The organism is Niastella sp. sgz303648, assembly GCF_059587045.1.
This window is the reverse complement of record NZ_JCAPSW010000008.1, coordinates 103,084-128,959: the sequence shown is the minus strand read 5'-3', so window position 1 is coordinate 128,959 and position 25,876 is coordinate 103,084. Positions and strand designations below refer to the sequence as shown.

24 protein-coding genes are annotated in these 25,876 nt (G+C 41.8%); 8 read left to right on the top strand and 16 right to left on the bottom strand.

Translation table 11 applies throughout. The annotated features are described in order from the left end of the window. Positions 1–22: 22 nt before the first annotated feature. From AC59IL_RS23270 to AC59IL_RS23260, 3 genes are all read right to left on the bottom strand, one after another. On the bottom strand, positions 23–1,090 hold the full coding sequence (locus tag AC59IL_RS23270) for an efflux RND transporter periplasmic adaptor subunit (RefSeq protein ID WP_496554600.1): 1,068 nt from the start codon (positions 1,088–1,090) through the stop codon (positions 23–25). A gap of 102 nt (positions 1,091–1,192) precedes the next feature. Next, entirely contained in the window at positions 1,193–2,557 is a 1,365-nt protein-coding gene (locus tag AC59IL_RS23265; RefSeq protein WP_496554599.1) for a TolC family protein, read from the bottom strand. Positions 2,558–2,591: 34 nt separating this feature from the next. Next, positions 2,592–3,224, bottom strand: coding sequence for a TetR/AcrR family transcriptional regulator (locus AC59IL_RS23260; protein ID WP_496554598.1), 633 nt, complete (start codon positions 3,222–3,224; stop codon positions 2,592–2,594). A 275-nt stretch (positions 3,225–3,499) separates the two neighbouring features. Here AC59IL_RS23260 and AC59IL_RS23255 point away from each other — a divergent pair, with 275 nt between their 5' ends. Next, positions 3,500–4,105, top strand: coding sequence for a TetR/AcrR family transcriptional regulator (locus tag AC59IL_RS23255; RefSeq protein ID WP_496554597.1), 606 nt, complete (start codon positions 3,500–3,502; stop codon positions 4,103–4,105). Positions 4,106–4,271: 166 nt separating this feature from the next. Here the strand turns inward: AC59IL_RS23255 and AC59IL_RS23250 are convergent, their stop codons facing one another. From AC59IL_RS23250 to AC59IL_RS23200, 11 genes are all read right to left on the bottom strand, one after another. Beyond that, on the bottom strand, positions 4,272–4,997 hold the full coding sequence (locus AC59IL_RS23250; RefSeq protein WP_496554596.1) for a hypothetical protein: 726 nt from the start codon (positions 4,995–4,997) through the stop codon (positions 4,272–4,274). A gap of 31 nt (positions 4,998–5,028) precedes the next feature. Next, on the bottom strand, positions 5,029–5,637 hold the full coding sequence (locus AC59IL_RS23245) for a toxin-antitoxin system YwqK family antitoxin (RefSeq protein ID WP_496554595.1): 609 nt from the start codon (positions 5,635–5,637) through the stop codon (positions 5,029–5,031). A gap of 60 nt (positions 5,638–5,697) precedes the next feature. Beyond that, positions 5,698–6,006: a toxin-antitoxin system YwqK family antitoxin gene (locus tag AC59IL_RS23240; protein WP_496554594.1), complete on the bottom strand. Its 309-nt coding sequence runs from the start codon at positions 6,004–6,006 to the stop codon at positions 5,698–5,700. Positions 6,007–6,075: 69 nt separating this feature from the next. Further along, positions 6,076–8,304: a transferrin receptor-like dimerization domain-containing protein gene (locus AC59IL_RS23235; RefSeq protein ID WP_496554593.1), complete on the bottom strand. Its 2,229-nt coding sequence runs from the start codon at positions 8,302–8,304 to the stop codon at positions 6,076–6,078. 641 nt (positions 8,305–8,945) lie between these two features. Next, a complete protein-coding gene (locus AC59IL_RS23230) occupies positions 8,946–10,370 on the bottom strand; it encodes an NAD(P)(+) transhydrogenase (Re/Si-specific) subunit beta (RefSeq protein ID WP_496554592.1) in 1,425 nt (474 codons plus the stop codon). Between the two features lie 60 nt (positions 10,371–10,430). Next, positions 10,431–10,751 carry an NAD(P) transhydrogenase subunit alpha part 2 gene (locus AC59IL_RS23225; RefSeq protein ID WP_496554591.1) on the bottom strand — a complete coding sequence of 107 codons (321 nt, stop codon included), beginning with the start codon at positions 10,749–10,751 and terminating at the stop codon, positions 10,431–10,433. A gap of 150 nt (positions 10,752–10,901) precedes the next feature. Next, a complete protein-coding gene (locus tag AC59IL_RS23220) occupies positions 10,902–12,005 on the bottom strand; it encodes a Re/Si-specific NAD(P)(+) transhydrogenase subunit alpha (RefSeq protein ID WP_496554590.1) in 1,104 nt (367 codons plus the stop codon). A gap of 206 nt (positions 12,006–12,211) precedes the next feature. Further along, positions 12,212–13,087: an O-methyltransferase gene (locus tag AC59IL_RS23215; RefSeq protein ID WP_496554589.1), complete on the bottom strand. Its 876-nt coding sequence runs from the start codon at positions 13,085–13,087 to the stop codon at positions 12,212–12,214. A gap of 11 nt (positions 13,088–13,098) precedes the next feature. After that, complete coding sequence (locus AC59IL_RS23210) at positions 13,099–13,608, bottom strand: dihydrofolate reductase (RefSeq protein ID WP_496554588.1); 510 nt, start codon at positions 13,606–13,608, stop codon at positions 13,099–13,101. Positions 13,609–13,652: 44 nt separating this feature from the next. Next, positions 13,653–14,030: a four helix bundle protein gene (locus AC59IL_RS23205; protein ID WP_496554587.1), complete on the bottom strand. Its 378-nt coding sequence runs from the start codon at positions 14,028–14,030 to the stop codon at positions 13,653–13,655. 111 nt (positions 14,031–14,141) lie between these two features. Continuing rightward, positions 14,142–14,954 carry a thymidylate synthase gene (locus tag AC59IL_RS23200; protein WP_496554586.1) on the bottom strand — a complete coding sequence of 271 codons (813 nt, stop codon included), beginning with the start codon at positions 14,952–14,954 and terminating at the stop codon, positions 14,142–14,144. 185 nt (positions 14,955–15,139) lie between these two features. Between AC59IL_RS23200 and AC59IL_RS23195 the strand changes: the two genes are divergently transcribed. After that, on the top strand, positions 15,140–15,727 hold the full coding sequence (locus tag AC59IL_RS23195; RefSeq protein ID WP_496554585.1) for a DUF1684 domain-containing protein: 588 nt from the start codon (positions 15,140–15,142) through the stop codon (positions 15,725–15,727). A gap of 474 nt (positions 15,728–16,201) precedes the next feature. Beyond that, positions 16,202–17,305, top strand: a complete 1,104-nt coding sequence (locus tag AC59IL_RS23190; protein ID WP_496554584.1) for a hypothetical protein — start codon at positions 16,202–16,204, stop codon at positions 17,303–17,305. Between the two features lie 141 nt (positions 17,306–17,446). On the opposite strand, the gene AC59IL_RS23185 is transcribed toward AC59IL_RS23190, so the two are convergent. Beyond that, positions 17,447–19,015, bottom strand: coding sequence for a hypothetical protein (locus AC59IL_RS23185; RefSeq protein WP_496554583.1), 1,569 nt, complete (start codon positions 19,013–19,015; stop codon positions 17,447–17,449). Positions 19,016–19,441: 426 nt separating this feature from the next. Here AC59IL_RS23185 and AC59IL_RS23180 point away from each other — a divergent pair, with 426 nt between their 5' ends. From AC59IL_RS23180 to AC59IL_RS23160, 5 genes are all read left to right on the top strand, one after another. After that, positions 19,442–20,062, top strand: coding sequence for an RNA polymerase sigma-70 factor (locus AC59IL_RS23180; protein ID WP_496554582.1), 621 nt, complete (start codon positions 19,442–19,444; stop codon positions 20,060–20,062). A 27-nt stretch (positions 20,063–20,089) separates the two neighbouring features. Next, the gene (locus AC59IL_RS23175; protein WP_496554581.1) at positions 20,090–21,079 is read left to right on the top strand and encodes a FecR domain-containing protein; all 990 of its coding nucleotides are present in this window, start codon (positions 20,090–20,092) and stop codon (positions 21,077–21,079) included. Positions 21,080–21,101: 22 nt separating this feature from the next. Continuing rightward, positions 21,102–23,030, top strand: a complete 1,929-nt coding sequence (locus AC59IL_RS23170; RefSeq protein WP_496554580.1) for an STN domain-containing protein — start codon at positions 21,102–21,104, stop codon at positions 23,028–23,030. A gap of 190 nt (positions 23,031–23,220) precedes the next feature. Next, positions 23,221–24,312: an LA_2272 family surface repeat-containing protein gene (locus tag AC59IL_RS23165; protein ID WP_496554579.1), complete on the top strand. Its 1,092-nt coding sequence runs from the start codon at positions 23,221–23,223 to the stop codon at positions 24,310–24,312. A gap of 416 nt (positions 24,313–24,728) precedes the next feature. After that, positions 24,729–25,229, top strand: a complete 501-nt coding sequence (locus tag AC59IL_RS23160; protein WP_496554578.1) for a hypothetical protein — start codon at positions 24,729–24,731, stop codon at positions 25,227–25,229. Between the two features lie 6 nt (positions 25,230–25,235). Here AC59IL_RS23160 and AC59IL_RS23155 read toward each other — a convergent pair whose 3' ends face one another. Continuing rightward, positions 25,236–25,760, bottom strand: a complete 525-nt coding sequence (locus tag AC59IL_RS23155) for a class I SAM-dependent methyltransferase (RefSeq protein ID WP_496554577.1) — start codon at positions 25,758–25,760, stop codon at positions 25,236–25,238. Positions 25,761–25,876: the final 116 nt, after the last annotated feature.

The following is a 25,876-nucleotide window of genomic DNA, read 5'->3' as shown; positions in this document are numbered from 1 at the left end:
AATTTTGATGTGTGTTCGGGCACTATTTAATTACACTCACATTATTGCCGTCAACAAGATTAATCTGACCACTGGTGATCACCAGCTCACCTTCGTTCAAACCATTCAGCACTTCTACCTTTTCGCCTAAAACACGGCCGGGGGTAACCATTTTTAACCGGGCAACACCGCTTTCATTCACAAATACCTGCCTGCTGTTTACACTACCCACAAAAGCGGTACGGGGCACCATAATAACAGCATTCTGATTGGGAAAATCAAATACGGCCGTTCCGTACATACCGGCTTTCAGTTGATTCGCCTTGTTATTTGTTATCAGAATTTCTACAGGGAAGTTCAATGCTTCATCGGCTTTCGGTGCAATAAAGGTGATTTTGCCTGTAAATATTTTATCAGGAAATACGCTTGCCTTTACCTGTACCGTTTTACCGATTTGCAGGTAAGGTACCTGCGCTTCGTTCACAGTCACATTGAGCTTAAGCGACGACACATTTACAATATCGAATAAAGCAGTGCCGGCTGCCACAACAGTTCCCGGCTCAATATGGCGTTTGTTTACAATGCCGCTAATGGTAGCCCTGATATTGGCATCGCCAAGGTTGATGCGCGATTGCTCAAGCTTGGCCTTTGCATTTTCGAGGTTCAAACGTGCCTGATCTAACTGCTGCTGCGTTACACCTCCGGTTTTATAGGCATTTTCATATCGTTGCACATCGGCCTGCGCTGTTTGATAACCGGCTTCGGCATTGCGCATATCAACAGATAATTGGTCAACACGAATAGTGGCTACTGTTTGTCCTTTTTGCACATAGGTACCTTCATCGGCCAATACCTGTACAATGCGGCCCGCTTTTTCAGCAGCGAGGCTCAGTTCCTGGTCAGGCACAAAATTTCCGTTGGCTACTACATCCAGATCGGGTACGGCGCGTATGGTTGTATCAATTCGAACTGCAACGGTTGCGTTTGTTTGAGCTACGATCTTTGTTTTTTCTTCTGATTTCTTTTTGTTGTTCGAAAGCACCATGGCGATAGCTCCGAAAGAGGCGATTACTACTACGATTGTTACAATGATCCTGATGATCTTTTTCATGTGTTAATTTTTATTGTTTTTTAGCCACATGGAATTCGACATAAAATTTTCATCGCTGCACAGATAATAGCTCGAAAATTTTATGTCTCATTTCATTGTATGTTAGTTTAAGAGTGATTTTAAATTCCCCTGTGCTTTTATCAATTGAATTTCGGCCAAACGATAATCAAGCAAAGCAGAGGAATAGTTATTTTGAGCGGTGGTTAATGAGTTTTCGGCATCGAGCAGGTCGGTTAACGGAGCCAACCCCTGGTTATAGTTATTTTGTGTATTGCGATATACCTCTTCGGCCAGTCCCACATTATCTTTCTGACTGTTCAGTGTAATAATGCTGTTGCGAAGCTGTGTTCGGGCATTTTGATAAGTAAGGTTCAGCGACAGCTCGGTATTCTTTATGTCTTCATGAAGCTTTTTGATATCAATTTCGTTCTGCCGTACTTTCGATCGGGTCGAAAACCCGTTGAACAGGGGAATTTTCAGGTTCAACCCAACATTCGCGTAATCGAACCAGTTAGCGGCTTTGCCGGTAGGGAAAGAATTGCTGATTCCCTGGTAACCATAATTGCCGCTCAACGACAGTGATGGATAATAAGCGGCGCGGGTAGCTTCTTTCTGCAATACCAACAGCTCTTCCTGTTTTTTCAGCACTTTGTAATCGCTCAGGTTCTTTACATCGGGAACATGATCATCCAGCGACAACTGCGGACGAATGCTTTCCAATACCGAAACCGGAATAGTTATGGGCGTTTCAATGGGTAAACCCATGTAAAACTTCAGTGTGTTTTCCTGCAACTCAACTGCATTGATCAGTTGCTGGTGTTGCGCCTGCAGGTTAGAGAGGTTTACGGTTGTTCGGTCGAGATCGATCTTTTTCGCCAACCCGTTTTTATATTGCCCTTCAATTACATTTCTGATGCGGGTAGTGGTGGCAATATTGCTGTCGGTAACAGTTAGTTTCTGCCGTTGTACCAACACCTCATAGTATTGAGTAGCCACCTGTTCAATTACCTGTTCATTGGTTAAGCCAGTTACTAACTGATAATATTGCTGCGTGGTTTTCGAGGCTTTCAAAGCGGTGAAAACCGATTTATCGAACAGGGTCTGCGACACTGAAACCGAAGCAGAGGCGTTCCATTTTTGTCCGAATGCTACCATAAGGGTTTTGCCCGGCTGCCCTACGATTTCGCCCGGTAAAGCGCTTTTTTGTAAAATAGGATTATAAGCAAGGCCGCCATTGCCGTTTATTTGAGGAAGCGCCTGCGATTTGGCCTCGTCAATTTTATTCTGACTGTTTTCTTCATCAAGCCTTGCCTTAACGGCTGCTGCTTTGTTTTTCAGCGCATATTGCAGTGCTTCTTTCAGAGAAAGCGGCGCTGTTTGTGCTTTTGTCACCGACAAAACGCCTACTCCCGCCACAAGCAAAACCAAACGTTTGGTCAAACTGCTAAGCGATTGAATGTGTTTCATGAATTTGAGAATTTTATTGAGCTGTTTAACTTGTTTATACCAGTGTGTTTTTTTCGGCTGTAGAAAAACTGTATTTCTTCAGTTCATTTTCAAGCTGCGGAATGGCGCCGGGGGCGATAATTCCATATAAGAACATGTACATTGCCTGCCTGAACACTTCATCTTTTGAGTAATCGTTCACCAGTTCGGCGGCGAATTCAAAATCCTTTTGTATGTGTTGTAGTAAAAGGGTCACTATTAGTTGCGGATGAAGACTTCCGCGAAAAATTCCTTCTACTATGCCCTGCTCAAGAACTGCAAGCAGTTTTTGCCGCATAACGCTGTTGAGTGAATTCAGTATGTATGCGTAATCAACCGGGTAATGTTTATTCAGATCTGTGAAAAAAACCGGATTGATGTTTTTGCAGAAGTGTATGTTGACGTTCATGTATGCAAGCACCCGTTGCAGGTTGTCTGTGGCGCCATGATCAGCGTTAGCCATATCGATGGTGAACTGGTGCGCCACCCGCTCACATACATGCTGTACCAGGTGATGGCGTGAATCGAAAAAGCGGTATAAGGTTTTCTTTGATACCGCCATCCGGGCTGCAATGTCATCCATGGTAAATGGCTGAATGCCCTGGCTGGTGAATAACCCGAAGACCGTATTTAAAATGATTTCGCTCATTAAATTTTCGACCATTTTGGTTTATTGGTCAAAAGTAATGCGACTTTTAGACCAAACAATACAATTGGTCGAAAAATAGTGTTAAAGAATTGTGAAAGCGGGTCGCGTTATTCCGGTGTTTTATAAAAAGAGAGCAGCGAGATACATCATAAACAACTGATAAATAATAAAATACTTATCAATACGCCTGAAACGATATTAATGCCCGGGGTTTCCGGGTATGTCGGCCCGGAAGGATTGCATATATTTGTATAAACACAAAAAATCGACCATATATGTCGAATAGTCAAGATTTGAAAGACCCTATTAAAGAAGAGATACTAAATGGCGCCAGGGATTTATTCGAGCGCTTTGGTTTTAAAAAAACCACTATGGAAGATATTGCCCGCCAGATAGGCAAATCGAAAAGTGCTTTATACTATTATTATAAAACAAAGGAAGATATTTTTGAGGCGGTTGTACTGAATGAGGTAGATGACCAGCGGGCCCAGGCAGTTGAAGTAGTGAAAAAAGAAGAATCGGCATCAGATAAGTTTCGTGTGCTGATTATCAGCATGCTCGAGGGGATTAAACAAAAGGCTAACAAATTCTCCATTATGAAAGCCGAAATTACCGAAACCCATTTCCTGATTGAAAGTATTCTTAAGCAACGCGATTCATACGTTGAGGAACTTTTAAAAGATATTCTTATACTGGGCATCAGCCGGCATGAAGTAAAAATGATGAACAATGCCGAAATGAGCTTGTGGGCCAAAATGGTAAACCTCATTTTGAGGTCTATGGGAAATAAAATCTTTTCAGAAGAAGAATTCAGTTTATCTGCAAATCAATTAAGTTTTTTGGCCGATACGCTGTTCGGCGGTGTTGCGGCGAAACAATAAAGCAGTTTGTGGTTTGTAGTTTGTAGTTTGAGGTTTGTGGTTGCTGCCGCGCTTTGGAAATTCATTATTAAGATCAAACACCTTACCTGTTTAACAGGATTAAAATTACACAAGAAGATTCACAGAAAGAACCACAAACTACAAACCTCAAACCACAAACAGGTATTTAATCTAATTCAAACGCCTGTTTGCGCAATTTCTTCAGCTCGGCATCATCAGCAAACTTTTTATCGAGGTCTTCGAGTTCATTATCGGGTATTAATGGATTGTAACCCAGTTGTGCAAGCGTAACCCTTGTTTGATTATTCAAAAACGACATCAGAAACATTACGCCGAAATCATTTTTGTGTGCCTGCGCATACAGTTCAAACTGGTCCCGGCACTTAATTACCGTTAATAAATATTTTTTGTAGTTGTCTTTTGTGATGGTTTTTACATTCGGCAACAATTTCATTCTGTCAAGCTCTTTGGCCGAGAAATAAGTTAACCCCGGCCTTTTGATGGTATCGCCTTCAACAAACTTCAGGGCTGCATTCAGGTTAGCATATTGACTATTTGCATCTGCCATATCGGGCTCGGCAAACGATACACCAGGTTGCAGCGTATAAAATATATTAACTGATACTGTTTCGGGATTATCCTTGTTTTGCGAGATATAATACAGTGCGTTGTTCCTGTTTATAACCTTTAAAACCGTTGCGGTATCGGCATAAGTTAAATCGTGCAAAGCATAGTCTAACTTCTTATTCGAAAAAATATTATTGCTGAAATTGTATTCAACAACCAGAATGGGGTCGAACGAAAAAGTATACCACTTGTTACTTAGCTGCGTTTGGCCATTAGCAGGCACCAGCCCTGCTGCAAACAGCAGTGCTAAAAGAAGGTTTTTCATATGAGCGGGTTTACATTATCAGTAACGCTGTTTATTTTATTACTTTATCCTGTTTGAATTTTCTTTTAGTAATTAAATTACCGCGTACATCATAAAACTTAAACTCCCCTTCTCTTTTATCAGTCAGGTACCGGCCGGTTTCCTTAACGGTACCATTCGGATTGTATTCCGTATATAAACCATTCCGTTTTCCATCACGGTATGCAATCACCACTTTTGTGCCGCCGCCTTCAAAAAAACCTTTGTACATATCAACATCCCCGCTCGTATCGCGATGAGTGATTTCCTTAATATTTCCGTTGGGATAATAAACGGTACTGTTACCTACCATTTTTTTGAAATCAACAACAGAGTCGGTTTGTAATAAAATACCTGTTTTGGTACTGTATCGTTTTACAAATTGTGATTCTCCCTTATTCTTAAAAAAAGTTTCAACATATAATTTGCCGTCTTTGAAGGCTTTTTCAACTCCTTCGCTGGAGTCGGCATTAGTAAACTGATACTCATAGGTTAAGTTCAGTTTGGGCTTCGATGCGTCGTCGACTTTCTGAATCGAACCGCCCTGGCCTTTGGTGATCTGGCAGCTAATAAGAAGAACTACTGCAATAAGCAGTGTTGAGTAAGTGGTTTTTACTATCATAGTATAACGGATAATTGCGCTAATATAAGAGCATTTTTTTGTGTATGCAAGTTGGGGGAATTATTCAAAAATCTCCGGTTCTTCGGCCGAACCATCTGATCCCCAATAGTTCCAGGTACCTGTTTCGATGCCATTACGAAAATGCCCTTCTGCCGCTTTTACACCATTTTCATGATAATCAATCCACAGGCCCTCTTCGGCCCCATGTTCATAATTACCTTCGCTTGCCAGGTTCCCGTTTCTATGATAACGGCAAAACAGCCCATGTCGTATCCATTGTGTTTTATCCTGTGATAAATATCTCATATATCTGTACTGTATTTCACCGGTGTCGTACGGAATTTCTGCTACCTGAAGCATTGCCCCCATTGTTGTTCATTGACTTTATAAAATAAGAGTGCCCATGCGTGATGAACGAATGGGCACCCATCTATTCGATTATTTTAGCAAACCGATCGCTTCATTTACCTGTTGTGTGTAAGCCTGCAACGACTGTGTTGTACTTTCAATATTTTCCTGCGCTTCCTGCCAGTGCCTTTCTTCGATACCCTCCCGAATGCCGGGCAATGTTTTTACACCATAGCCGGTATAAAATCCGGGTGCATAAATCTGGTGCTGGTACCAGGGGCGGCGCGGCAATCCTTTATCATTTAATAATTTTCTTTCTGATTTATATAAAATCGCATTCAGCTGCTGCTGTTTGGCTGCAGGCAATTTGGTTGCACCCGCATATAGTTTCTGAAATTCTTCAACACTGCTTTTTAATTGCACCAATGCATTTTCCAGATCGCTGAAATTTAAAAAGGGCACCTCCTCTCTGGCAGCTGGTGCATGATAGGTTTTTAGGGGATCCTTAGCCAGATCGAACATTTTTTCTTTGATCATGCGATTTTGAATTTCTGTTTGCGTACGCATGCTTTCGATCATCGTTTTTATTTCGACGGCGTAATCGGCAACGGTTTTATAAAAACTGTTGTAGTCAACCGGCAATACATCGGCATTCGCCAGTCGCATGGTAGCCCTGCCTGCTGTTTTTGATAAAGCCATACCATATTGAAAACCGGGGTCTTTGAAACGGGTGAACAAATCGTATGAATCAAAAATAGAATGATATTCACCGCCGCTTCCTTCACCACCAAAACCCAGATCGAGCGTGGTGATGCCCAGATGCTGTAAGAAAGGTGTATAGTCTGAACCCGATCCCAGCGCCGATAATTTGATGCTCTTATTGCCGATCAATTTACTGCGATTAGCTTCGGGCGACGTAACCAGTGATTGCGCATACCGGCGCTCACTAATGGTAACACCTGTTTGCGGATCGATCACTTCATTCATCACTTCGTTAAAAAACGGTTCCAGCGCATGCGACCCGCCGGCGCCAATAAAACCCCGACTATTGCCATCTGAATTGATATAGGCTACTGCTTTTTGTTTTAATTCGTCGGCATGATCTTCAACCCACTCGGTAGAACCTAACAAAGCCGGCTCTTCACCATCCCAGGCGCAATACACCAATGTGCGTTTGTTACGAAATCCTTTTTTGGCCAGTTCGCCAATAGCACGCGCTTCTTCCAGTTCGGCCACCATACCGCTGATGGGATCGGCAGCGCCATTTACCCATCCATCGTGATGATTGCCACGAATTACCCATTCATCGGGATATTGCGAACCGGGCAGTTTGGCAATTACATTATATAAAGGTTTCAGGTCCCAGTTAAACACCAGTTGCAAATGCACTTTTTCTTTACCCGGACCAACGTGGTAAGTGATCGGCAAAGCACCTCTCCAGCTTTGCGGGGCTACTGGGCCGCCCAATGATTGCAATAACGGCAATGCATCTTCGTATGAAACAGGCAGAACCGGTATTTTCATAATGGTCACGGCATCCTTTCTATCAACCCGCTTCGCGTCTTTGGTGGCGCCGATGTTCGGTGTAAGCGGGTCGCCGGGATATACCGGCATATCCATTACTGATCCACGCTGCACGCCATCACTGCGGCGAAAAGGGCCCTGGGGATATACATCGCCCTGTGCATAGCCATCATCCTGGGGGTCGGAGTATATAAGGCAGCCAATTGCACCATGTTCGGCTGCCACTTTTGGTTTAATACCACGCCATGAACCACCATAGCGGGCGATTACAATTTTTCCTTTCACGCTAATGCCCATGCGTTCCAGCTCTTCATAATCGGCGGGAATACCGCGGTTTACAAATACCAGTTCAGCCGTAACATCGCCATCGGCAGAATAAGCATTGTAAGTGGGCAATTGTTCGGCTTTTTGGCCTGAAGTTTTGTCTTCTTTCAAAGCCGGCTCTTCGAGTTTGGCTTTGTAAGGCTTACTGCCCAGCAGTTCGAGCACTCTTATTTTGGGTGTAGGGAATAACGGGTAATAGGTAACGATTTCGGTTTGATAACCCCATTGCTTAAACAGGTTGGCCATGTATTCGGCATTGGCCTTGTCGTGCGGTGAGCCTACATGGTGCGGATGCGCGGTAAGCGACTTCATCCATTCATCCATGTTTGATGCTTTTATTTGTGCATCGAATTGTTTTTCCCAGCCAAGCTGCCGGGCAGCGCTGGAATCGGCAAACCCCATGATCTTCTGGGCCTTTGCTCCGGTAATAACAGATAATATCACCGATAGTGAAAGAATGGATTTTCTCATGTGCTGTATTTTATCCTTTAAGTAATATCGAATATCGAAATTCAATATTCTTTATTCGTCATTCATTATTTATTATGGGGGGCAATCAATTCAATCAGGGGAATAAAACTGTAAACTAATGCGGAATATCCAAAAACAATTCATCATCGGGCGGATTTTTTTTGGCAGAGAGGTTCTTTACGAGTGCAACAACAAAGAAAATGTGACCAATTATTACGCATGCCCAAAAAAGATAAATATTTAAATTATTCCTTAACCGTAATACTGCTACAGCGTTTTCTTTGTAACCAGCAACAACTACAATTACTGCAATCAGAAACCTCAGCACCACAAAAGCAAAAAATAAAAAACAACATGTGTCCACACCCATCTTCGTTCGGTTATTCTTTTTCTGATGAGCCAGTACACGAACGCTTCAATGAAAAGAATGGACGGCCAAAGTACCAGGAAAAATATTAATTCAGGTGTATAAACAATCCCTTTTAATTGAACTTTAAAAACAATGACATTTAAAATACATTGAAATAAACCAACGAGCGACAATAACCATACAGGAGCAAGAAAGGGCTTTGGCTTCATACCAGTAAGATATGATACAAACAGGATTTATCAAAACCCCGACTGCGGCGCCGGTTTTACAATTAAAGATTTTTAATTTCCCCAATCAAATCCTGCAATACTTTTTTAGCATCGCCAAACAGCATAGATGTTTTGGGTCGAAAGAAGAGCTCGTTTTCGATACCGGCATAACCGGGCTTCATACTGCGTTTGTTTACGATTACATTTTTAGCCAGCTCCACATCGAGGATGGGCATACCATATATGGGCGATGCGGGATCGGTTTTGGCAGCGGGGTTCACCACATCGTTTGCTCCTAATATCAGCACAACATCGGTAGTTGAAAATTCATCATTAGCCTGTTCCATTTCGAGCAGCTTATCGTAGCTCACATCGGCTTCGGCCAGCAGCACATTCATATGCCCAGGCATACGACCGGCCACGGGATGAATGGCATATTTTACGGTTACACCTTTGCTTTCGAGTAATTTTTCGAGTTCATGACAGGCATGTTGCGCCTGCGCTACTGCCAGTCCGTACCCCGGAACAATCATCACTTTATGGGCATAGCTCATAACTACGGCAGTATCGCTCAATGTAATTTCTTTGTAAGCGCCCTGTTCTTTTTTGACGCCGGCTGCCGTTGCACCGCCTCCGAATGACCCGATCAATACATTTTTCAGCGACCGGTTCATGGCCTTACACATGAGTATAGTAAGCAATGTACCGGCAGCGCCAACCAGAATACCGCCTGTTAACATTACTTTGTTGTTGTATAAAAAGCCACCGCAGGCTGCCGCCACACCGGTAAATGAGTTCAATAACGAAATAACCACCGGCATATCGGCGCCACCGATAGGCATTACAAACAGTACTCCATAAATCAACGCCATACCAACGGTGGTATAAAACAAGATATGAGAATAACCGATGTTATATTGAAAAGTAAACACGGCTGCCGCCAATACAACCAGCAGCATCAGCAGGTTCACAATATGCTGTCCACGGAAGGAAAAATCTTTAACTTTTCCGCTCAGTTTGCCCCAGGCAATCATACTACCGGCAAACGACACACTACCAATGATAGCGCCGGCGATGATGGTTAAATAATGACCGGGCTGAATAAGTTCACTCAGCGCGCTGCCATCAGCTTTGTACGATTGATAAATATGATCAAATTCCACGATAGAGATCAATGCAGCGCAGGCGCCTCCCATACCATTGAACATGCTCACCATTTCGGGCATGGCGGTCATCTTCACTTTTTTTGCGGCCAGTGTTCCAATAACACCGCCGATCAGCAAACCACCAAATATCCAGGGATAATTGCCCAGCTTTTTACCATCTTCTTCATACAAAAAAATGGTTCCGATTATGGCGATGATCATTCCTGCGGCGGCAATGAGGTTTCCATTTCGTGCCGTGGCAGGGTTCGATAACATTTTTAAGCCGAGGATAAATGTAACGGAACCTATTAAATAGCAAAGGGTGAGTATACTTAACTGCATAAATATTTTTTTCCGAAGAAAACAAACCGTGCCACGGCCTTGAGCCGTGGCACGGTTACTCTATTTTGAAGTCTTCTTTTTTGATTTAAACATTTCCAACATTCTATCGGTCACAACAAAGCCGCCAACCACATTCAGCGTTCCCAATACCACTGCCAGAAATCCGAGTGTTAAAGCAACATAGTTACTGTGTTCTGCCTTGCCCATAACAATAATGGCGCCGATGATCACCACGCCATGAATGGCATTGGCGCCACTCATCAGCGGCGTATGCAATACGCTGGGAACACGGCCGATCACCTCAATACCCACAAAAATCATGAGTATAACGATGTAGATCATTTGCTGATTTTCGGCAATCCAGTTTAAAACAGTTTCCATAAATCAATTTAATTGTAACAATACAGGTTTCATTAGTTGAATAAGAGTACAGCAGTACAAGTGTGCGACGCAACTGAAGCCATATAGTATTCCTGCAGCCGGGTTCATCGTTTTCACATTTTCAAATTTGCACATTTTCAAATTTTCAAATTATTTCACTCTTTCATGCATTACTGTGCCGTTAAACGTAATACAACAACCTTTCACCAGGTCATCTTCCCAGTTGAGGTTGATCTTTCCTTCTTTATCAATGATCAGTTGTAAAAAGTTCAACAGGTTTTTACCATACAGTTTACTGGCATCGGATGGCATGGTGGCCGACAGGTTTCCATTGCCCACAATATTTACACCCTTGTAGTGAACGGTTTCATTATTTTTTGTAAAGGGCGTATTGCCTCCCGTTGCGGCCGCAATATCAATGATCACCGATCCTTTGCGCATCGACTGCAGCATTTGCTCAGTAATTAATATCGGCGCTTTTTTACCCGGGATCTGAGCGGTTGTAATTACAATATCGGCTTTGGCAATGCTTTCGGCAATGCGTTGCTGCTGGCGTTGCTGATAATCGGCCGATTGCTCAACCGCATAACCGCCTGCCTTCGATGCATCGGCGGCACCTTCGACTTCAACAAACTTTGCACCCAAACTCATTACTTCTTCCTTAACAGCAGGACGCGTATCAAATACTTCCACCACGGCGCCCAATCTGCGTGCTGTTGCAATCGCCTGCAAACCTGCAACGCCGGCACCTAATATCAGCAATTTAGCCGGAGCAATGCTACCGGCAGCTGTCATAAACATGGGGAAATACCGGCTGTAGGTATTGGCTGCCAGCAATACGGCCTTATAACCGGCGATATTGGCCTGCGAGCTCAATACATCCATGCTTTGCGCACGGGTAGTGCGGGGCAGCATATCCAAACTAAAGGTAGTAACGCCCTGTTTGGCCCATTGCTGCATCAATGGCACATTATATAAAGGCTGATAAATGCCGATAATGATTTTTGACGACAGGCTACCTGCTTCGGGAAAATGCTGAATAGATGCGAGTATGTCGGATGATTGTAAAACCTCGCCCCTGCTTTTAATGACTGCACCGGCATTGATATAATCCTGGTCAGAACTGAATGCTCTTTCACCGGCGCCCTGTTCAACAAAAATAGTAATCCCTTTTTTGGTGAGGGCAGTTACAACTTCGGGCAAAAATGATACACGGGTTTCGTCGGTTGGTTCTTTTAAAACTCCAATCGTCATAATCAGGTAGTAGTTAGATGATTCAAGGTAAGAAAAATTTAAGTTATGAAAGGTGCTACGTACAAACGGCGATTTTATTGTGTGTCAATTTTACCGCAGAGATGCTGAGCGTTGAAACGCCGGAGTGCACAGCGACACTGAGGTGCAGGATCGCAGCTTCTGATTTCCATTCTGTTCACCACCGCCACGGTTAACATTCATTTAACCTAAAACCGGATGGTAAAATGCTGTTTTACTTTAAACTGATCGCTAAAAAAAACCAGTCCGATAAAAAACAGATCGATCGATAACCGTACCGATTTATGTTCCTTTACCTCATCCCAGGCCTTTTCCATATCGGCACTCCAGTGTATATCGTCGAAAATTACCATTGAATTGGCGTGCAGTGAAGGCAACAGCTGGTTAAAATAACGCACGGTAGGCTCATAGCGGTGATTACCGTCGATAAAAGCCAGATCAAGCTTTGGCTCTGCTGCGATAATGCCAGGCAATGTTTCATCGAAATTTCCGGTTACCTGCTGAATGGATGACAATTGTAATGCCCTGAAATTTTTTTGCGCCCTTGCGGCAATAGCAGCACTGCCTTCGGCAGTAACAATGCGGGCATTAGGATTGGCCATAGCCATATAGGAAGTACTAATGCCAAGCGAAGTACCCAACTCAAGAATACTTTGTGGCTGGTAATAATTCACGATGCGAAATAACAACTGTGCCCATTTTTTTGATTTGGCGGCATAACGAGCTATAGAAGCAATGGATCGCTGGTTTGTTTTACTAACTGTTGATCCTGCACCAAAATCCTCCACTTCAATCACCGATTTATCGTGCAGTAGTTGTTTTCGCAAAGCCTCTACCAGACTGTAGGCATAAAAGTTTCGCCTGTCGTTTAAGACGTTTCGTACAAAGTCGTATACAAACGGAGAATGAATGCCATGCCCCTTTCCATTGGAAGCCGTGAGATAATACGTGCAATATTTTTTTGTTAGGTGAAAAGAGGAGTACACTGGGAAATATTGAATATTGAATGATAAATGTTGAATATCGAAGTAAAAATCGCTTGAATACCAAATAATAGATTTCAATATTCAAAATTCTACATTCGATATTCGATATTCTTTCTCTGCCACACCTGAAAACTATACGCATAGGCATGTTTTTCGTCGGCATTAAAATCGAGTTGTGATAATAATTGCCATTCTGATTCGCTTATTTCAGGAAAATAAGTATCGCCTTCTATCGTAGTATGTACGCGGGTAAGGTAAATGCGTTGTGTTAACGGAAGGGTTTGACGGTAAATTTCTCCGCCGCCGATTACAAATGCTTCTTTGGCATCGGTTCCGGCTGCAGCAGCCATTGCTTCCTTGATATCGTGCACCACAAAAACTCCGTCAGCTGCCTGATACTGTTGACGGGTGATAATGATATTGGTTCTTCCTGCCAACGGTTTGCCGAGAGATTCAAACGTTTTTCTTCCCATAATCACTGGCATACCCCAGGTGGTATTTTTAAAAAATTTCATATCGTTGGGCAAAGTCCAAAGCAACTGATTATTTTTTCCGATTGCATTATTACTGGCTGCAGCTACCACCTGGCTTAGAATCATTTGAAAATATTGAATATCGAATGTTAAATAATTAATGTTGAAATTTACTTCCTCAGAAGGTTATTTGCTTTAGCAGTTTCAATGCTTTTGACAAAGATTTTTATTAATTGATTTACTTCATCAAAAGCACTATCAACTTTCGGATGCTTTACCAAAGGTTTCTCTTTTATGATTCTCAAATTGATTCTTGTTTCACGAAGCTCTTTCAAAGCCATTTTCATCTTATGCATAAAATCGGCTCTTGATTCTGCTGCCTGCGCTTCTCCATACATTAAAGCCGGAGCAGTACCACTCTTTGATAACTGGTGTTCAAGATTACAACCAGCCCTTGAACCCGGTAACATATCACAAATTTCCAGAATTAAACAGGCAAATGCTACCAACCTGTCTTCAAGATCAAATTTTTGCTTATTTGTGTCCATATTAAGAGAAATTTAATTATTTCTCTCATTCTGCATTCCTCTTAATACTTCACCAATTTTATTTATTCCTTATTTCTACATTCAACATTCATCGTTCGATATTCGATATTTCTACACCGCTACCGGTGCTTTTATCGCCGGATGATGCTGATAATTTTCTAACGTGAAATCTTCGAACTGAAAATCAAAAATATTTTTTACCGAGGGATTTAGCTTCATGGTTGGCAACGGATACGGTGTACGGCTTAATTGCAGATTTACCTGTTCCATATGATTGCTGTAAATGTGCACATCGCCGAAAGTGTGAATGAATTCGCCGGGCTCAAGATCGCAAACCTGAGCGATCATCATGGTGAGCAAAGCGTAAGAGGCAATATTGAAAGGAACTCCAAGAAATACATCTGCCGATCGCTGATATAACTGGCACGAAAGACGAGGCCTTCCTCCTTCCCCGCCAGGAACAACGTAAAACTGAAATAAAACATGGCAGGGCATGAGCGCCATCTTAGGCAAATCGGCCACATTCCAGGCACTCACAATAAGGCGGCGGCTATCGGGATTTGTTTTGATCTGTTTTATCACATCGGTGATCTGATCGATGGTTGTTCCATCGGCCCCGGCCCAGCTTCGCCATTGTTTTCCATACACGGGTCCTAATTCGCCCTGTTCATTTGCCCATTCGTCCCAAATGCTAACACCATGATCTTTCAGGTATTTGATGTTGGTTTCGCCTTTCAGGAACCACAGCAATTCATAAACAATACTTTTAAGATGTAACTTTTTTGTAGTTACGAGGGGAAATCCCTTTTGCAGGTCGAACCTCATCTGATACCCAAAACAACTCACAGTTCCGGTTCCCGTACGGTCAGATTTATAATTGCCGGTATCTTTTATATGCTTTAATAATTGCTGAAATTGTTCCATGGCCGCAAGGTACGAAAACTGTAATGGCGAACGGAAGGGGCTGGTTTTATGGGGACAAGCTGTGAATTGGTGGTCAATGGTGAATGGTCTATGGTGAATTGTGAATAAATGTCGATTCTTCAAAATGACTGGCGTATTGACCATTCACCATTGCCCATTGACCAAAAGGCTTAATTTTACCATCTATGAAACCCATACTCTTTATCCTTTGCCTCGCTGTAAGTCTGGCTGCTGCAGCCCAAAAAAATTATGCCGACAGCCTGCATATCTTCCGGCAGAACTATAAAAAAGAACTGTCATCAATCATTCAAACCGATACTGCCTTTGTACATTTTTATGCGCCCGACAGCCGGTACCGGGTAAATGCCCGCGTTGAGCTGCTTTACAATCAACCTTTTTTCGCTATGCGTACATCGAGCGGCAAATCGAAAGAAGCAAAACGGTATGCCAAAATAACGTTTACAATTGCAGGAAAACAATATCAGCTATACGCCTATCAGCTAAGCATTTTACTGGCATCTGAAGAAAACAAAGATGATTTTTTTATTCCTTTTATCGATGAAGGCAGCGGAGAAGCTTCATACGCCGGAGGCAGGTATCTTGATTTTAAAGTAGCTGATGTTGTAAATAACGGCCTGGTGATAGATTTCAATAAAGCCTATAATCCGTATTGCGCCTATACCTCAGGCTACAACTGCCCAATACCGCCCAAAGAAAATACTTTAAACATTGTTATTGCAGCAGGTGAAAAGCAGTTTGCGAAAGGGCATTAAGCACATGTTGTTAATCATTTGAAATTTAATTAGTTAATCAAAAAGCGTTTCCGGTTCGCAATTCGCGAATCAGGAATTACATTGTTTATCTGTTTTTCAATACCTCGCAGTACCCCGCAATAGCATTAAATACCGTTTTTTTACGGTTGTTAAAACCACTTCAATTAAATAATTTTAAAGAGGTCAGCCACATCTGTTTCTTAAATGATCAGGGATTTGAACCTGACATCAGAGATATAAAATTCCCCCCTATTGATTTAATATCACAGATTTTTCCATTAACCATTTCGAAATAATACCATCCTTATGCTCCTCTTATCAAACCAATTTGCATTTTTTGGAAGTCGGAATAAATTTATCGGGATTTTCTTATTATCGTTTGCAGCCAACACGTTCACCTGGTTCACCGGGTACTCACAGGCGAAAAGGACATTAAGTCCAATCGTATTTCAAAAGTTTGTAAAGCCCGGTAATATGGTGAAAGTTCAAACTATTAAAGATGGAAGCGTTAAAGAAACGGATAGTGCAACTGTAAATAACGTTCAGGTGCCGGCAAGTAGCAAAACAGTGATATCTTACCAAAAGAAAATTTCAGGAATAGATAACGAATCATACCGTAAATTCAGATCCATCTCTTCCATTGCACAGGACGATATAAAAATTGTACCTGAATTGCATGTTGAAACAAAGGGAACGCAAAACGAAGACCTTGTTTACAGAATTGTATTTTCACTGCAACAACCATTACGATATAATGAATCTTCGAAGAAATTCAACGCCCGGCTGGGCTTTTTCCTGTTGGGAGAACCGGTAACCAATAATACAAGCATTAAAGAACCGGTGAATATTGAAGTAGTATCGAATGAATTAGCGTCAATTAATCCCGATCAGTTGCAGATATCGCACCTGAATTTACCTTCAACCAATGTTGATATAGTTGCCGATGAAGTGACCGATTCAGCAAAGATAAAAGTTATTACAGCCTCCAACCCTGAAGGATATACAGCCTACCTTAAAGTAAAACCAATGCTCGAAATTTTTACTAACCGATCTACACTTCAGGGTTTTGGTGTTCAAAATATTCCCGTTTCCGTTCGGTTTATCGGTTCAAACTCGTCTGAATCGGTGAAAATCAACTTTAGTGTAGCAAAAGGAACTGTAAAACCAGAATCATTATACATAAATTATAACAAACCCTCTACTATTTATTTGCGGTCAGAAGGAATTGGCAACGTTATACTATCTGCAACTTCAAATAATATCCAGTCAAATTCCTTAACATTTACGTATGTATTTCCCTGGATGTTCTTACTGGCATCTATACTTGGAGGTTTGCTTGGCGGATTGACTAAATACTATCTTATCATTCAGGCAAAAAAGTTTTCGGCGAAACCAATAATTGGCGGAATCTTAATTGGTTTAATATGCGCTATTGCCTGGTATGTTCTTGGAATTAACCTGATTGGAATTAATATGATAGCAGAATTTAACGAGTTTGCTGTTTTGGGCATTAGTGCTTTGGGCACCTATTTTGGCATAAGAGGCAATAAACCGTCTGAAAAGCCCGATGCCGAATAACGAAACCAGTGATATCTAAACACAAATATCCTGCAGCACTTTGAAGCATGCAGAACGGACACAGGAATACTTTATAAAGCAGTTAGTTTCGGGTACAGTTTGATCGATAAGGTTGTTATTTTACTTATGACTTATCACTTATTACTTATTTTGCGACGCCAGATTGAATCCATTACCGTTTACAGAATGTCCGTTTGAACCATTATTGCCACCATTCAATTTAGTACCATTTTGCTGCGCCGATGCCGGCGGATTGCTGAGCGACTTCGACAGATCGCCATATATCTTCGACAACAATTGATTATTGGTAACCAGCTTATTTTCGAGATCTTTTGTTTTTTGCTGTTCGCGATTCAGATTTTCCTGCAATGAGGTGATCATATTTTGTTTATCGTCGAGCACCAATTGCAAAACAGCCTGTTGCTGCTGTACTTCATGCAGATTGCGTTCGAGGTTTTCGATATGACCTGATTTTGAACGCAGGTTTTCCTGGTTCTGCCGAACTTCTTCACGGCTGCGCTCAACGGCCAGTTGCCATGCATTAACCTCTTCGCGTTGTTGTTGCATTTCTTCTCTCAGGGCATGCATTTCGCGTTCAAAATTTTCTTTTTGCACCTGCATTTGTTGCACCTGCGAGCTTTTATCGGTAGCGTCTTTTTCAATTTCCCTGAAGGTTCTGATGCGTTGCTCGAGCTGGTTCTGCAAAAATTCAATCTGCAGTTTCTTTTCCTGCAATACATCCTGCAGATATTGCTGATCGGTGATCTTTGCTTTTAAACTGGTTTTATCTTCTTCGGCTTTTGTAAGTAACAGTTGTAATTCCTTTATCTGTTGTTCGTAATTGCCATGTCTTTGCTCTCCGCCCGCCTGTATCTTTTGCTGAAGGGCAGTATTTTCGTCTTTTAACTGCTGAATAGTTTTTTGTAATTGCTGCACCTGCGAACCCATATCGGTTTTCTCATTCTTGTACTGCTGGCCCAGCTCATCAACCTGTTTTGCATAATACCGTTGCAGTTCTTCCGATTCGCTTTGGGCTGTACGGGCCGAATGTTCCATGTTCTTCAACAGGTTTTCGAGCCGCGTAACTTCAGCGGAGCCTTTCTCTTTCTGATCCTGTTGTGCGCGTAATTTTTCCTGTAGTTGCTGAATCGTATCCTGCAGTTGTTGTATCTGTTGCTGACTTTGAATTAATGCTTCGGGCACCGATTTATCGTTTTGGGCCATACTGGTGTTGGCCTGGGCTGCTTCAACAGCCTGCTGCAATTGCGCCACTTTCAGTTTATACCCGCTTATTTCCTGCTGTAAACGGGTGGTAACATCATCGTTTTGCTTTTCGGTGCTGTATGCTTTGTTAAGAAGATCAGAATATTTTCCTTCCAGTTCACGAAAATCCTGCTCAAGCGTTGCATAATTTTCGCGGTACCTGCGTACTTCCTGCTCATATTTCTTTATCAGCGGCTGGTTATCAGGATTGGTGCCACTGGCCAACCAATCGGGAACCTGGCTGTTTGGTTCATTGGCTACCACCGTATGAAAGCCACCACCTTCCATATAGGCGGGTTCGGCTCCCTCAGCATTTCTTTTCTTACGTTTGTAATGAAAGAGTGTGGTAACCAGAAATGCAATGACAGTACCGGGAATAGCTATCCACAGCACTATCTGCAGAAACTGTTTTAACTCGTACATGGAAACGAGCAGGAATCGCAACATATAAAGAAAATTTTAGGTACACGTTTAGCTAAGAAAACCCAGGAATGGTTTCAGAGGGACGGTTGGATTAAGTATATTTTGCTACGGTGGGGGGTTATAGACGTGCCGTTACCTAATGTAACTACTCATAAAAAACTTACTTAATGCATTCAATATTGTGCAATTCGTAATTATTTTTTATCCAAAATTTTATGAGCAATTGTCGGAACGTAATCAGCAACTGAATCTGGGCTCAATAATAATACCAAAAAAAGGTTAAAACAAGCATTGGGAGCTTGTTTTTTCCACATTTAGGCAATGAAAAAATACGGTCGTTATTTACGCATGAGTTGTTTCACATATATATTATTAATGAAATACAATGCAGAAATTTGTCCTTTCAATAGGGGTATTATTATTTTCAGTTGTCCTGATTAATAAAACTTATTGGAAGCATTTATATTTGAAGCGGATTATCAACGCATTAAAGTGTCAATTCCAAATACAACCACCAGCATTAAACCGTTGTCTGCAACCAGAGAACAGGAATTCGAACAGCTTTTTAAAGAACATTTTAAAAGCCTGTACGCGTATGCCTTTACCATACTGAAGAACGAAGCAGTGGCAGAAGAAACGGTTCAGAATGTATTTTACAAGATATGGGAGAAAAAGGTGCCTGATAGTATTCAAACGTCGTTGAAAGCGTATTTATACAAATCGGTTTATCACGAAAGCCTGAATTACCTGAAGCATCAGAAAATAAAAGCCCAATATCATTTGCATGTTATGCATCAGTCAAAAAACAATACCGATCAGGCAGCATCACGTAAAATGATGGTAAAAGAGCTGGAAGAACGCTTACGCGATGCACTGAATGCCCTGCCCCAGCAATGCCGTACCATTTTTCAAATGAGCCGGTTCGATGGACTTAAATACCAGGAAATTGCCGATCAGCTGGGAATTTCGATTAAAACGGTTGAAAACCAAATGGGCAAGGCGTTAAAACAATTACGGTTAAAGCTGATCGATTATCTGCCGGTTTTCATTCTGGCATTATTCTATATATAAAAAAGTCACATATAAATTACCCCCTGATTGAAAAAATATACACAACATATGGATGATCTGCTGGTTAAACACCTCACCGGCGAAGCTACCTCAGCAGAAATGCTTCAGGTAGAACAGTGGCTTGCCAGTGATGAGGCTAACCAGCATTATTTCAATCACTTTAAACTGATCTGGGAGCAAAGCGTTCAACTGGCTGCCACCACCCAAATCAATGAACAGGCAGCCTGGGAGCGATTTCAAAACAGGGTTCAGGAAAAAACGTTCCCTTCATCAAAAACGAAGGTATGGTCGATGAACAGTTCGCTGATGCGGGCAGCTGTGATCACCGGTCTTGTGGTTGGCATTGCCTGGATGACCTGGTATTTCTTCAATAACAATCCGGGAAAAGTAGTTGCCATGGCTACCATTCAGGCGGCCGCTTCTGTTAAAACAGATACCTTACCCGATGGCTCAACAGTGATCCTGAATAAACATTCCCAGGTTTCGTACCCCGAAAAATTTACCGGCGACAAAAGAGTGCTGCAGTTAAACGGAGAAGCCTTTTTTACCGTAACGCACAATAAAGAAAAGCCGTTTGAAGTGCATACCAACAATGTTACCGTAACCGTAGTTGGCACTTCATTTAACGTAAGAAGCAGAGGCGATACCACAGAAATAATCGTTGAAACCGGCATTGTAAAAGTTGCCACCGAACAACAAACCGTTACACTGAAAGCCGGTCAAAAAGTGATCATTGCCATAAACGAAGCCATACTGCAAAAACAGGCAAATACCGACCAGTTGTACAATTACTACCGAAGCAAAAAGTTTGTATGTGATGGCACACCGTTATGGAAACTGGCAGAAAAATTAAATGAGGCCTACGATGTGCATATTGTTTTTGAAAAAGAAGCGCTTCGCAACCTGCCGCTTAACACTACATTTATCGATGAGCCGCTCGACAAGATTCTTAGTGTGATCAGTTCAACTTTTGATATTTCTATTGTAAAAGAAAAAGGACAAATTATACTACGCTAAATTGCATGCAGAATTAACAGCCATGATTAAAATACGGGTAACCTTACCTATTGCTATTGGTTTAATTTGTCTTGCTACGAATGCCTTTACACAAACCCTGTCCGATAAAAGGATTACCGTTGATGCAACCAATCAGCGACTGGCCGATGTATTGAAACTGATAAGCAGTAAAGGGAACTTTTACTTTTCTTATAACAGCAACATCATAAACCCCGATAGTATTGTTAGTGTTTCGGCAAATAATAAACCCCTGAAACAGGTACTCGATCAGCTTTGCGGCAACCGGTATACCTGGCAGCAAAACAATAACTATATCATATTACGAAAAACAGTTGTATCGTCCGATGTTATTACCAACCAAACGCCAAGTGCCGAGAAATTATATACCGTTACCGGTTATGTGCTGAACAGCGAAACGGGCGAAAAGGTTAGCAATGTTAGTATTTATGAAAAAGATCGGCTGGCATCGACCTTATCCGACGACAAAGGTTTTTTTAAAATAAAGCTTAAAAGCAGGTACAGCACGGCATCGCTTTCCATTAGCCGCGAAATGTTTGAAGATACTACAGTAATTATTAAGCCTAAATTCGATCAGCAGCTCACCATTGTAATGACCCCCGTATCGGCCAGTGAACCGGTGATAACCATTAGTCCGGTTGAGAACGAACTGCCCGATACCATTGTTGTAAAACCACCGACCGATTCACTTACTTCAACTGCATTGATTCGGGAGCAAATAAACCAGGTCGAAAAAACCAAATGGGGCAAATTTCTGTTGTCGGCCAAACAAAACGTGCAAAGTATTAACCTGAAAAAATTCTTTGCCGATCGCAGCTTTCAGCTATCGCTTACTCCCGGCCTTAGCTCACATGGTAAGTTGAGCGCGCAGGTTGTGAACAACTTTTCGATTAACGTAGTGGGGGGTTATACTGCCGGGGTTAGTGGCGTAGAACTGGGCGGCGCCTTTAACATTAATAAAAAAGATGTAAAGTATATACAGGCTGCCGGCATGCTGAACATTACCGGAGGCTCGGTAACCGGTGTACAGCTTGCAGGTATGCATAACCATGTTTTAAAAGATGTGACCGGCTTACAGGCATCAGGCATATCGAATTTTGTTAAAGGAAGTGTGTCAGGTGTTCAGTTAAGCGGTATTTATAATCACGTAAACGGTTCGTTTACAGGGGTGCAGGCATCGAATGTTTCAAATCATGTAAATAAAAATCTTAAAGGCGTTCAGTTAAGCAGCTTGTTCAACCATGTATCAGACACCTTATCGGGCCTGCAGGTTTCAAACATCTTTAATTATGCCGGCAAAAGAGTGAAGGGAGCCCAGGTGTCAACCATCGGGAACATTACCCGTGGCGAATTAAAAGGCTTGCAGGTAGCACACTTTTTTAATTATGCCAAAAAACTGAGTGGCGTACAAATAGGTCTTGTAAATATATCCGATACTTCCGACGGCTATAGCATCGGCCTGGTGAATATCGTATTTAAAGGATATCATAAACTTGTTTTGTCGACCAATGAAGTATTAGATGTAAATGCCGCCTTTAAAACAGGTAACCATAAATTATACAATATATTAATAGCCGGTTACAGGAAAAGAAAGGAAGACAGCTCAAGCGTATTTTCAATCGGCTATGGCCTCGGCCATGAAATTGCTATTGGAAAAAGATTCAGTATTAACCCTGAGTTTACATCACAATACCTGTCGTACGGCAACTGGCATTTTAATAATGTAATGAATAAACTGCATATACAGCTCAACGTTAAACTGGGCAAATACATATCGTTGTTTACCGGCCCTTCACTTACCATGTTTTATGTTGATCGAACAAAAGAAATTACCGAAAAAGACTTTCCCCTTCGCTCCTATCATACATTCGATGTATGGGGCAAAAATGTTACAGGCTGGATAGGATGGAATGCGGGCATTAGCATTTTTTAACGGAAAACGTGAATCGGCAAACGGCAAATAGCCGACCTATTGTTCCTGGTCATTGTCAATTGCCTGTTGCCCATTGCTTATTGCCTTTTTCCCTCTTGTTCCTTGTACCTTGTGCCTTGCGCCTTGCGCTTTCTTTACTTTTCATAGGGGATAATTCTTCTTCAGTTGTCATACTATCAAATCGACAATTATGAGCAGAAGAATTATACTATGCATGACCGTTTGTATTATATTAAACAAAATTACTGTTGCGCAATACACGCCCGTACGAATTGCTTTTGTACCTGGCTTAAGTTCACAGGGCCGGCATGATGTATACACCACGAGCAATTTCTCGATAAATGTTTTAGGAGGCAATACAGGCAGCGTACAGGGTGTTGAACTGGGCAGCCTGTTCAACATCAACAATAAGAATATGCAGGGCGTTCAGGCGGGCGGCCTGTTCAATATCACATACGGACTTGTAAATGGCGTGCAAATGGCAGGCCTGTTCAATAGCGTGAAAGGTGGCGTAACAGGTGTACAGGCGGGAGGTCTTACAAATTATACCGGAAAAAGCGTTTATGGTATACAAATGGCCGGTTTGTATAACCAGGTAGGCGCAGGAGTAACCGGCGTGCAGGCAGCAGGCATTTGCAACTATGCAAAACAAACCGTGAACGGAGTACAGCTGGCAAGTATTGCCAACATCAACAATGGTGCAATAACCGGTTTACAGGCAGGCATATTTAATTATACAAAACGTTTAAAAGGTCTTCAGCTGGGACTGATCAATATTGCCGACACGTCGGATGGATATAGTATCGGATTGATAACTATTGTTCGAAAAGGATATTATAAAATAACTATCAGCGCCAATGAGGTACAAAATACTAACCTGGCCATCAAAACGGGGAATGCTAAACTATACAGCATTCTGTTGGCAGGTATAAATGCAGGAGATGATAACAAAAGTTTTTCGTACGGGTATGGCATTGGTCATGAAATAAAAGCCGGCAGGCGATTTACCATAAATCCTGAAATCAGCTCTCAATTCCTGTATCTCGGCAACTGGCATTATTCGAATTATTTAAATAAACTACAGGTATTGGCCACCGTTAAACTGGCGCCTGGCATTGCCCTTTTTGCCGGACCTTCTTTTTCGGCTTATTATGCTGAACAAACCGAACCGGTTAAAGGATATAAATTTCTGATACCCGGCGATAATTATCACACTTTTACGCTTTGGAACAATAATGTAACCGGCTGGATCGGCTGGACGGCAGGGATTAGCTTTCTGTAAAATGTTGAATATCGAATATTAAATGTTGAATGTAGAAGTAAAAAACGAAATAGGGGTATTTGGCTTCTCAGTTGTCAAATTACCAATACATTAGTTTCTAAATGGGAAATGCAGGATGACCGGTAAGCCGGTTAATTTGTAGCGAGCACCGGCTACCGGCATCACGCATTATTACTGCAGATGAATTATGTACAACTATTTTATGAAACAAACAACAAATAATAAAAACATAACCCAAACTTAATAAAGCGAGCCCATTCTTTAAAAATCCTGCGTTTCTTATCAACAGAATTTGCGTTTTTTCCACAAAAGGTTCAGTAAAAATCCACACCGGATTTTTCTATAGCGATGAGGTATACATTTGGCAAACAAAAGGTTTTGCTTAACAATTTCTTCACCTGCCTAATTGCTATACTATGAAATGGGTATTTGTTAACCAGTCATCGGCTTCAATCAAAAAATATCAGTTAACAGAAGGAAATGAAACCAAACTGGTATTGAAGTATAACCTGGAACAACAATCTGTTCGTATAACCAGCGAAGAAAGCCATCGTTTGTTCTTTATCAACAGAACAGGTTTATGGCATAATAAAACCATTTTAAAAAATGAATACGGTGTTGAAATCGGCCGTTTTTCGTTCGATAAAATGCATCATATAGGGGTTATAGAAATTGAAGGTAAAAAATACAACTACATTTTTGAAAATAATAAGCAACAGCAATTAGTGGTATTTGAACATACCGAATCGCTGCCGCTTGCAGTTTGTGATCTTACATCGGCCCCCTCATTCACTTCATTACAAACCGATAAATACAGCAACGAAGAGTGCGCCTGCCTGTTGCTGGGTTTATGCTGGTATCTTTCTCCCATTGCTGCTGCAGAGCATGCCGGGTTTGCCGAAGCATCTGTAGTATAAAACAGCTCAGGGCTTTACTATTGCCGAATAAATTTTCGACCGGTTATATATCGATGGCACTTCATGCATCTTTTTAACTGAAGTATACCCGAATTGCTGAAACAATTGTTGAAGCGATGTAAAGCTAACCGGCCAGGGCACCCAGGGATTGGGGGTTTCCATATCGTATTCCACAATTACAAAGCAATGATTAGGCATACAATAACCCGCCAGCTTTTTTATGAGGGTTATTTTATCCTGTACAAAATGCAGGGAATTGGCCATTAATATGCCGTTAAGACTACGAAATCCCAGATCGTCTTTTATAAAATTGGCCTGTATTGATTTAATTAAAACACCATTCAGCGGAGTTATATTCTTTAACGCCGCATTATTTTGATCAACTGCATAAATCACACTTTCTGCAACCAGCAAATTAGCCAGCGCCTTTGTAAACAGTCCGGCCCCGCATCCTAAATCGGCCCAAACCTGTTTGGTGCTGTTTTCAATAACTGTGTTCTTTATTAGTTCAATGGCCTGTTTTAATTCCATAGACATTTATTAATATACAATAACCAATGTCGATTAGCTTACGTGTTGACGTATTGAAGGATGCCGTTAGGCACCAAAACGTCCCGTTTTTCTACTCACATTCTGTGCCTAAAGGC

What these genes read in the sequence shown, in the direction of transcription:
- AC59IL_RS23205 (WP_496554587.1), bottom strand. Translation starts at nt 14,030, where the DNA reads ATGGACACAAATAAGCAAAAATTTGATCTTGAAGACAGGTTGGTAGCA.
- AC59IL_RS23225 (WP_496554591.1), bottom strand. Translation starts at nt 10,751, where the DNA reads ATGGAAACTGTTTTAAACTGGATTGCCGAAAATCAGCAAATGATCTAC.
- AC59IL_RS23185 (WP_496554583.1), bottom strand. Translation starts at nt 19,015, where the DNA reads ATGTTGCGATTCCTGCTCGTTTCCATGTACGAGTTAAAACAGTTTCTG.
- AC59IL_RS23250 (WP_496554596.1), bottom strand. Translation starts at nt 4,997, where the DNA reads ATGAAAAACCTTCTTTTAGCACTGCTGTTTGCAGCAGGGCTGGTGCCT.
- AC59IL_RS23240 (WP_496554594.1), bottom strand. Translation starts at nt 6,006, where the DNA reads ATGGGGGCAATGCTTCAGGTAGCAGAAATTCCGTACGACACCGGTGAA.
- AC59IL_RS23260 (WP_496554598.1), bottom strand. Translation starts at nt 3,224, where the DNA reads ATGAGCGAAATCATTTTAAATACGGTCTTCGGGTTATTCACCAGCCAG.
- AC59IL_RS23235 (WP_496554593.1), bottom strand. Translation starts at nt 8,304, where the DNA reads ATGAGAAAATCCATTCTTTCACTATCGGTGATATTATCTGTTATTACC.
- AC59IL_RS23230 (WP_496554592.1), bottom strand. Translation starts at nt 10,370, where the DNA reads ATGCAGTTAAGTATACTCACCCTTTGCTATTTAATAGGTTCCGTTACA.
- AC59IL_RS23210 (WP_496554588.1), bottom strand. Translation starts at nt 13,608, where the DNA reads ATGATTCTAAGCCAGGTGGTAGCTGCAGCCAGTAATAATGCAATCGGA.
- AC59IL_RS23265 (WP_496554599.1), bottom strand. Translation starts at nt 2,557, where the DNA reads ATGAAACACATTCAATCGCTTAGCAGTTTGACCAAACGTTTGGTTTTG.
- AC59IL_RS23160 (WP_496554578.1), top strand. Translation starts at nt 24,729, where the DNA reads ATGAAATGGGTATTTGTTAACCAGTCATCGGCTTCAATCAAAAAATAT.
- AC59IL_RS23220 (WP_496554590.1), bottom strand. Translation starts at nt 12,005, where the DNA reads ATGACGATTGGAGTTTTAAAAGAACCAACCGACGAAACCCGTGTATCA.
- AC59IL_RS23170 (WP_496554580.1), top strand. Translation starts at nt 21,102, where the DNA reads ATGATTAAAATACGGGTAACCTTACCTATTGCTATTGGTTTAATTTGT.
- AC59IL_RS23195 (WP_496554585.1), top strand. Translation starts at nt 15,140, where the DNA reads ATGAAACCCATACTCTTTATCCTTTGCCTCGCTGTAAGTCTGGCTGCT.
- AC59IL_RS23165 (WP_496554579.1), top strand. Translation starts at nt 23,221, where the DNA reads ATGAGCAGAAGAATTATACTATGCATGACCGTTTGTATTATATTAAAC.
- AC59IL_RS23245 (WP_496554595.1), bottom strand. Translation starts at nt 5,637, where the DNA reads ATGATAGTAAAAACCACTTACTCAACACTGCTTATTGCAGTAGTTCTT.
- AC59IL_RS23155 (WP_496554577.1), bottom strand. Translation starts at nt 25,760, where the DNA reads ATGGAATTAAAACAGGCCATTGAACTAATAAAGAACACAGTTATTGAA.
- AC59IL_RS23190 (WP_496554584.1), top strand. Translation starts at nt 16,202, where the DNA reads ATGGTGAAAGTTCAAACTATTAAAGATGGAAGCGTTAAAGAAACGGAT.
- AC59IL_RS23255 (WP_496554597.1), top strand. Translation starts at nt 3,500, where the DNA reads ATGTCGAATAGTCAAGATTTGAAAGACCCTATTAAAGAAGAGATACTA.
- AC59IL_RS23270 (WP_496554600.1), bottom strand. Translation starts at nt 1,090, where the DNA reads ATGAAAAAGATCATCAGGATCATTGTAACAATCGTAGTAGTAATCGCC.
- AC59IL_RS23200 (WP_496554586.1), bottom strand. Translation starts at nt 14,954, where the DNA reads ATGGAACAATTTCAGCAATTATTAAAGCATATAAAAGATACCGGCAAT.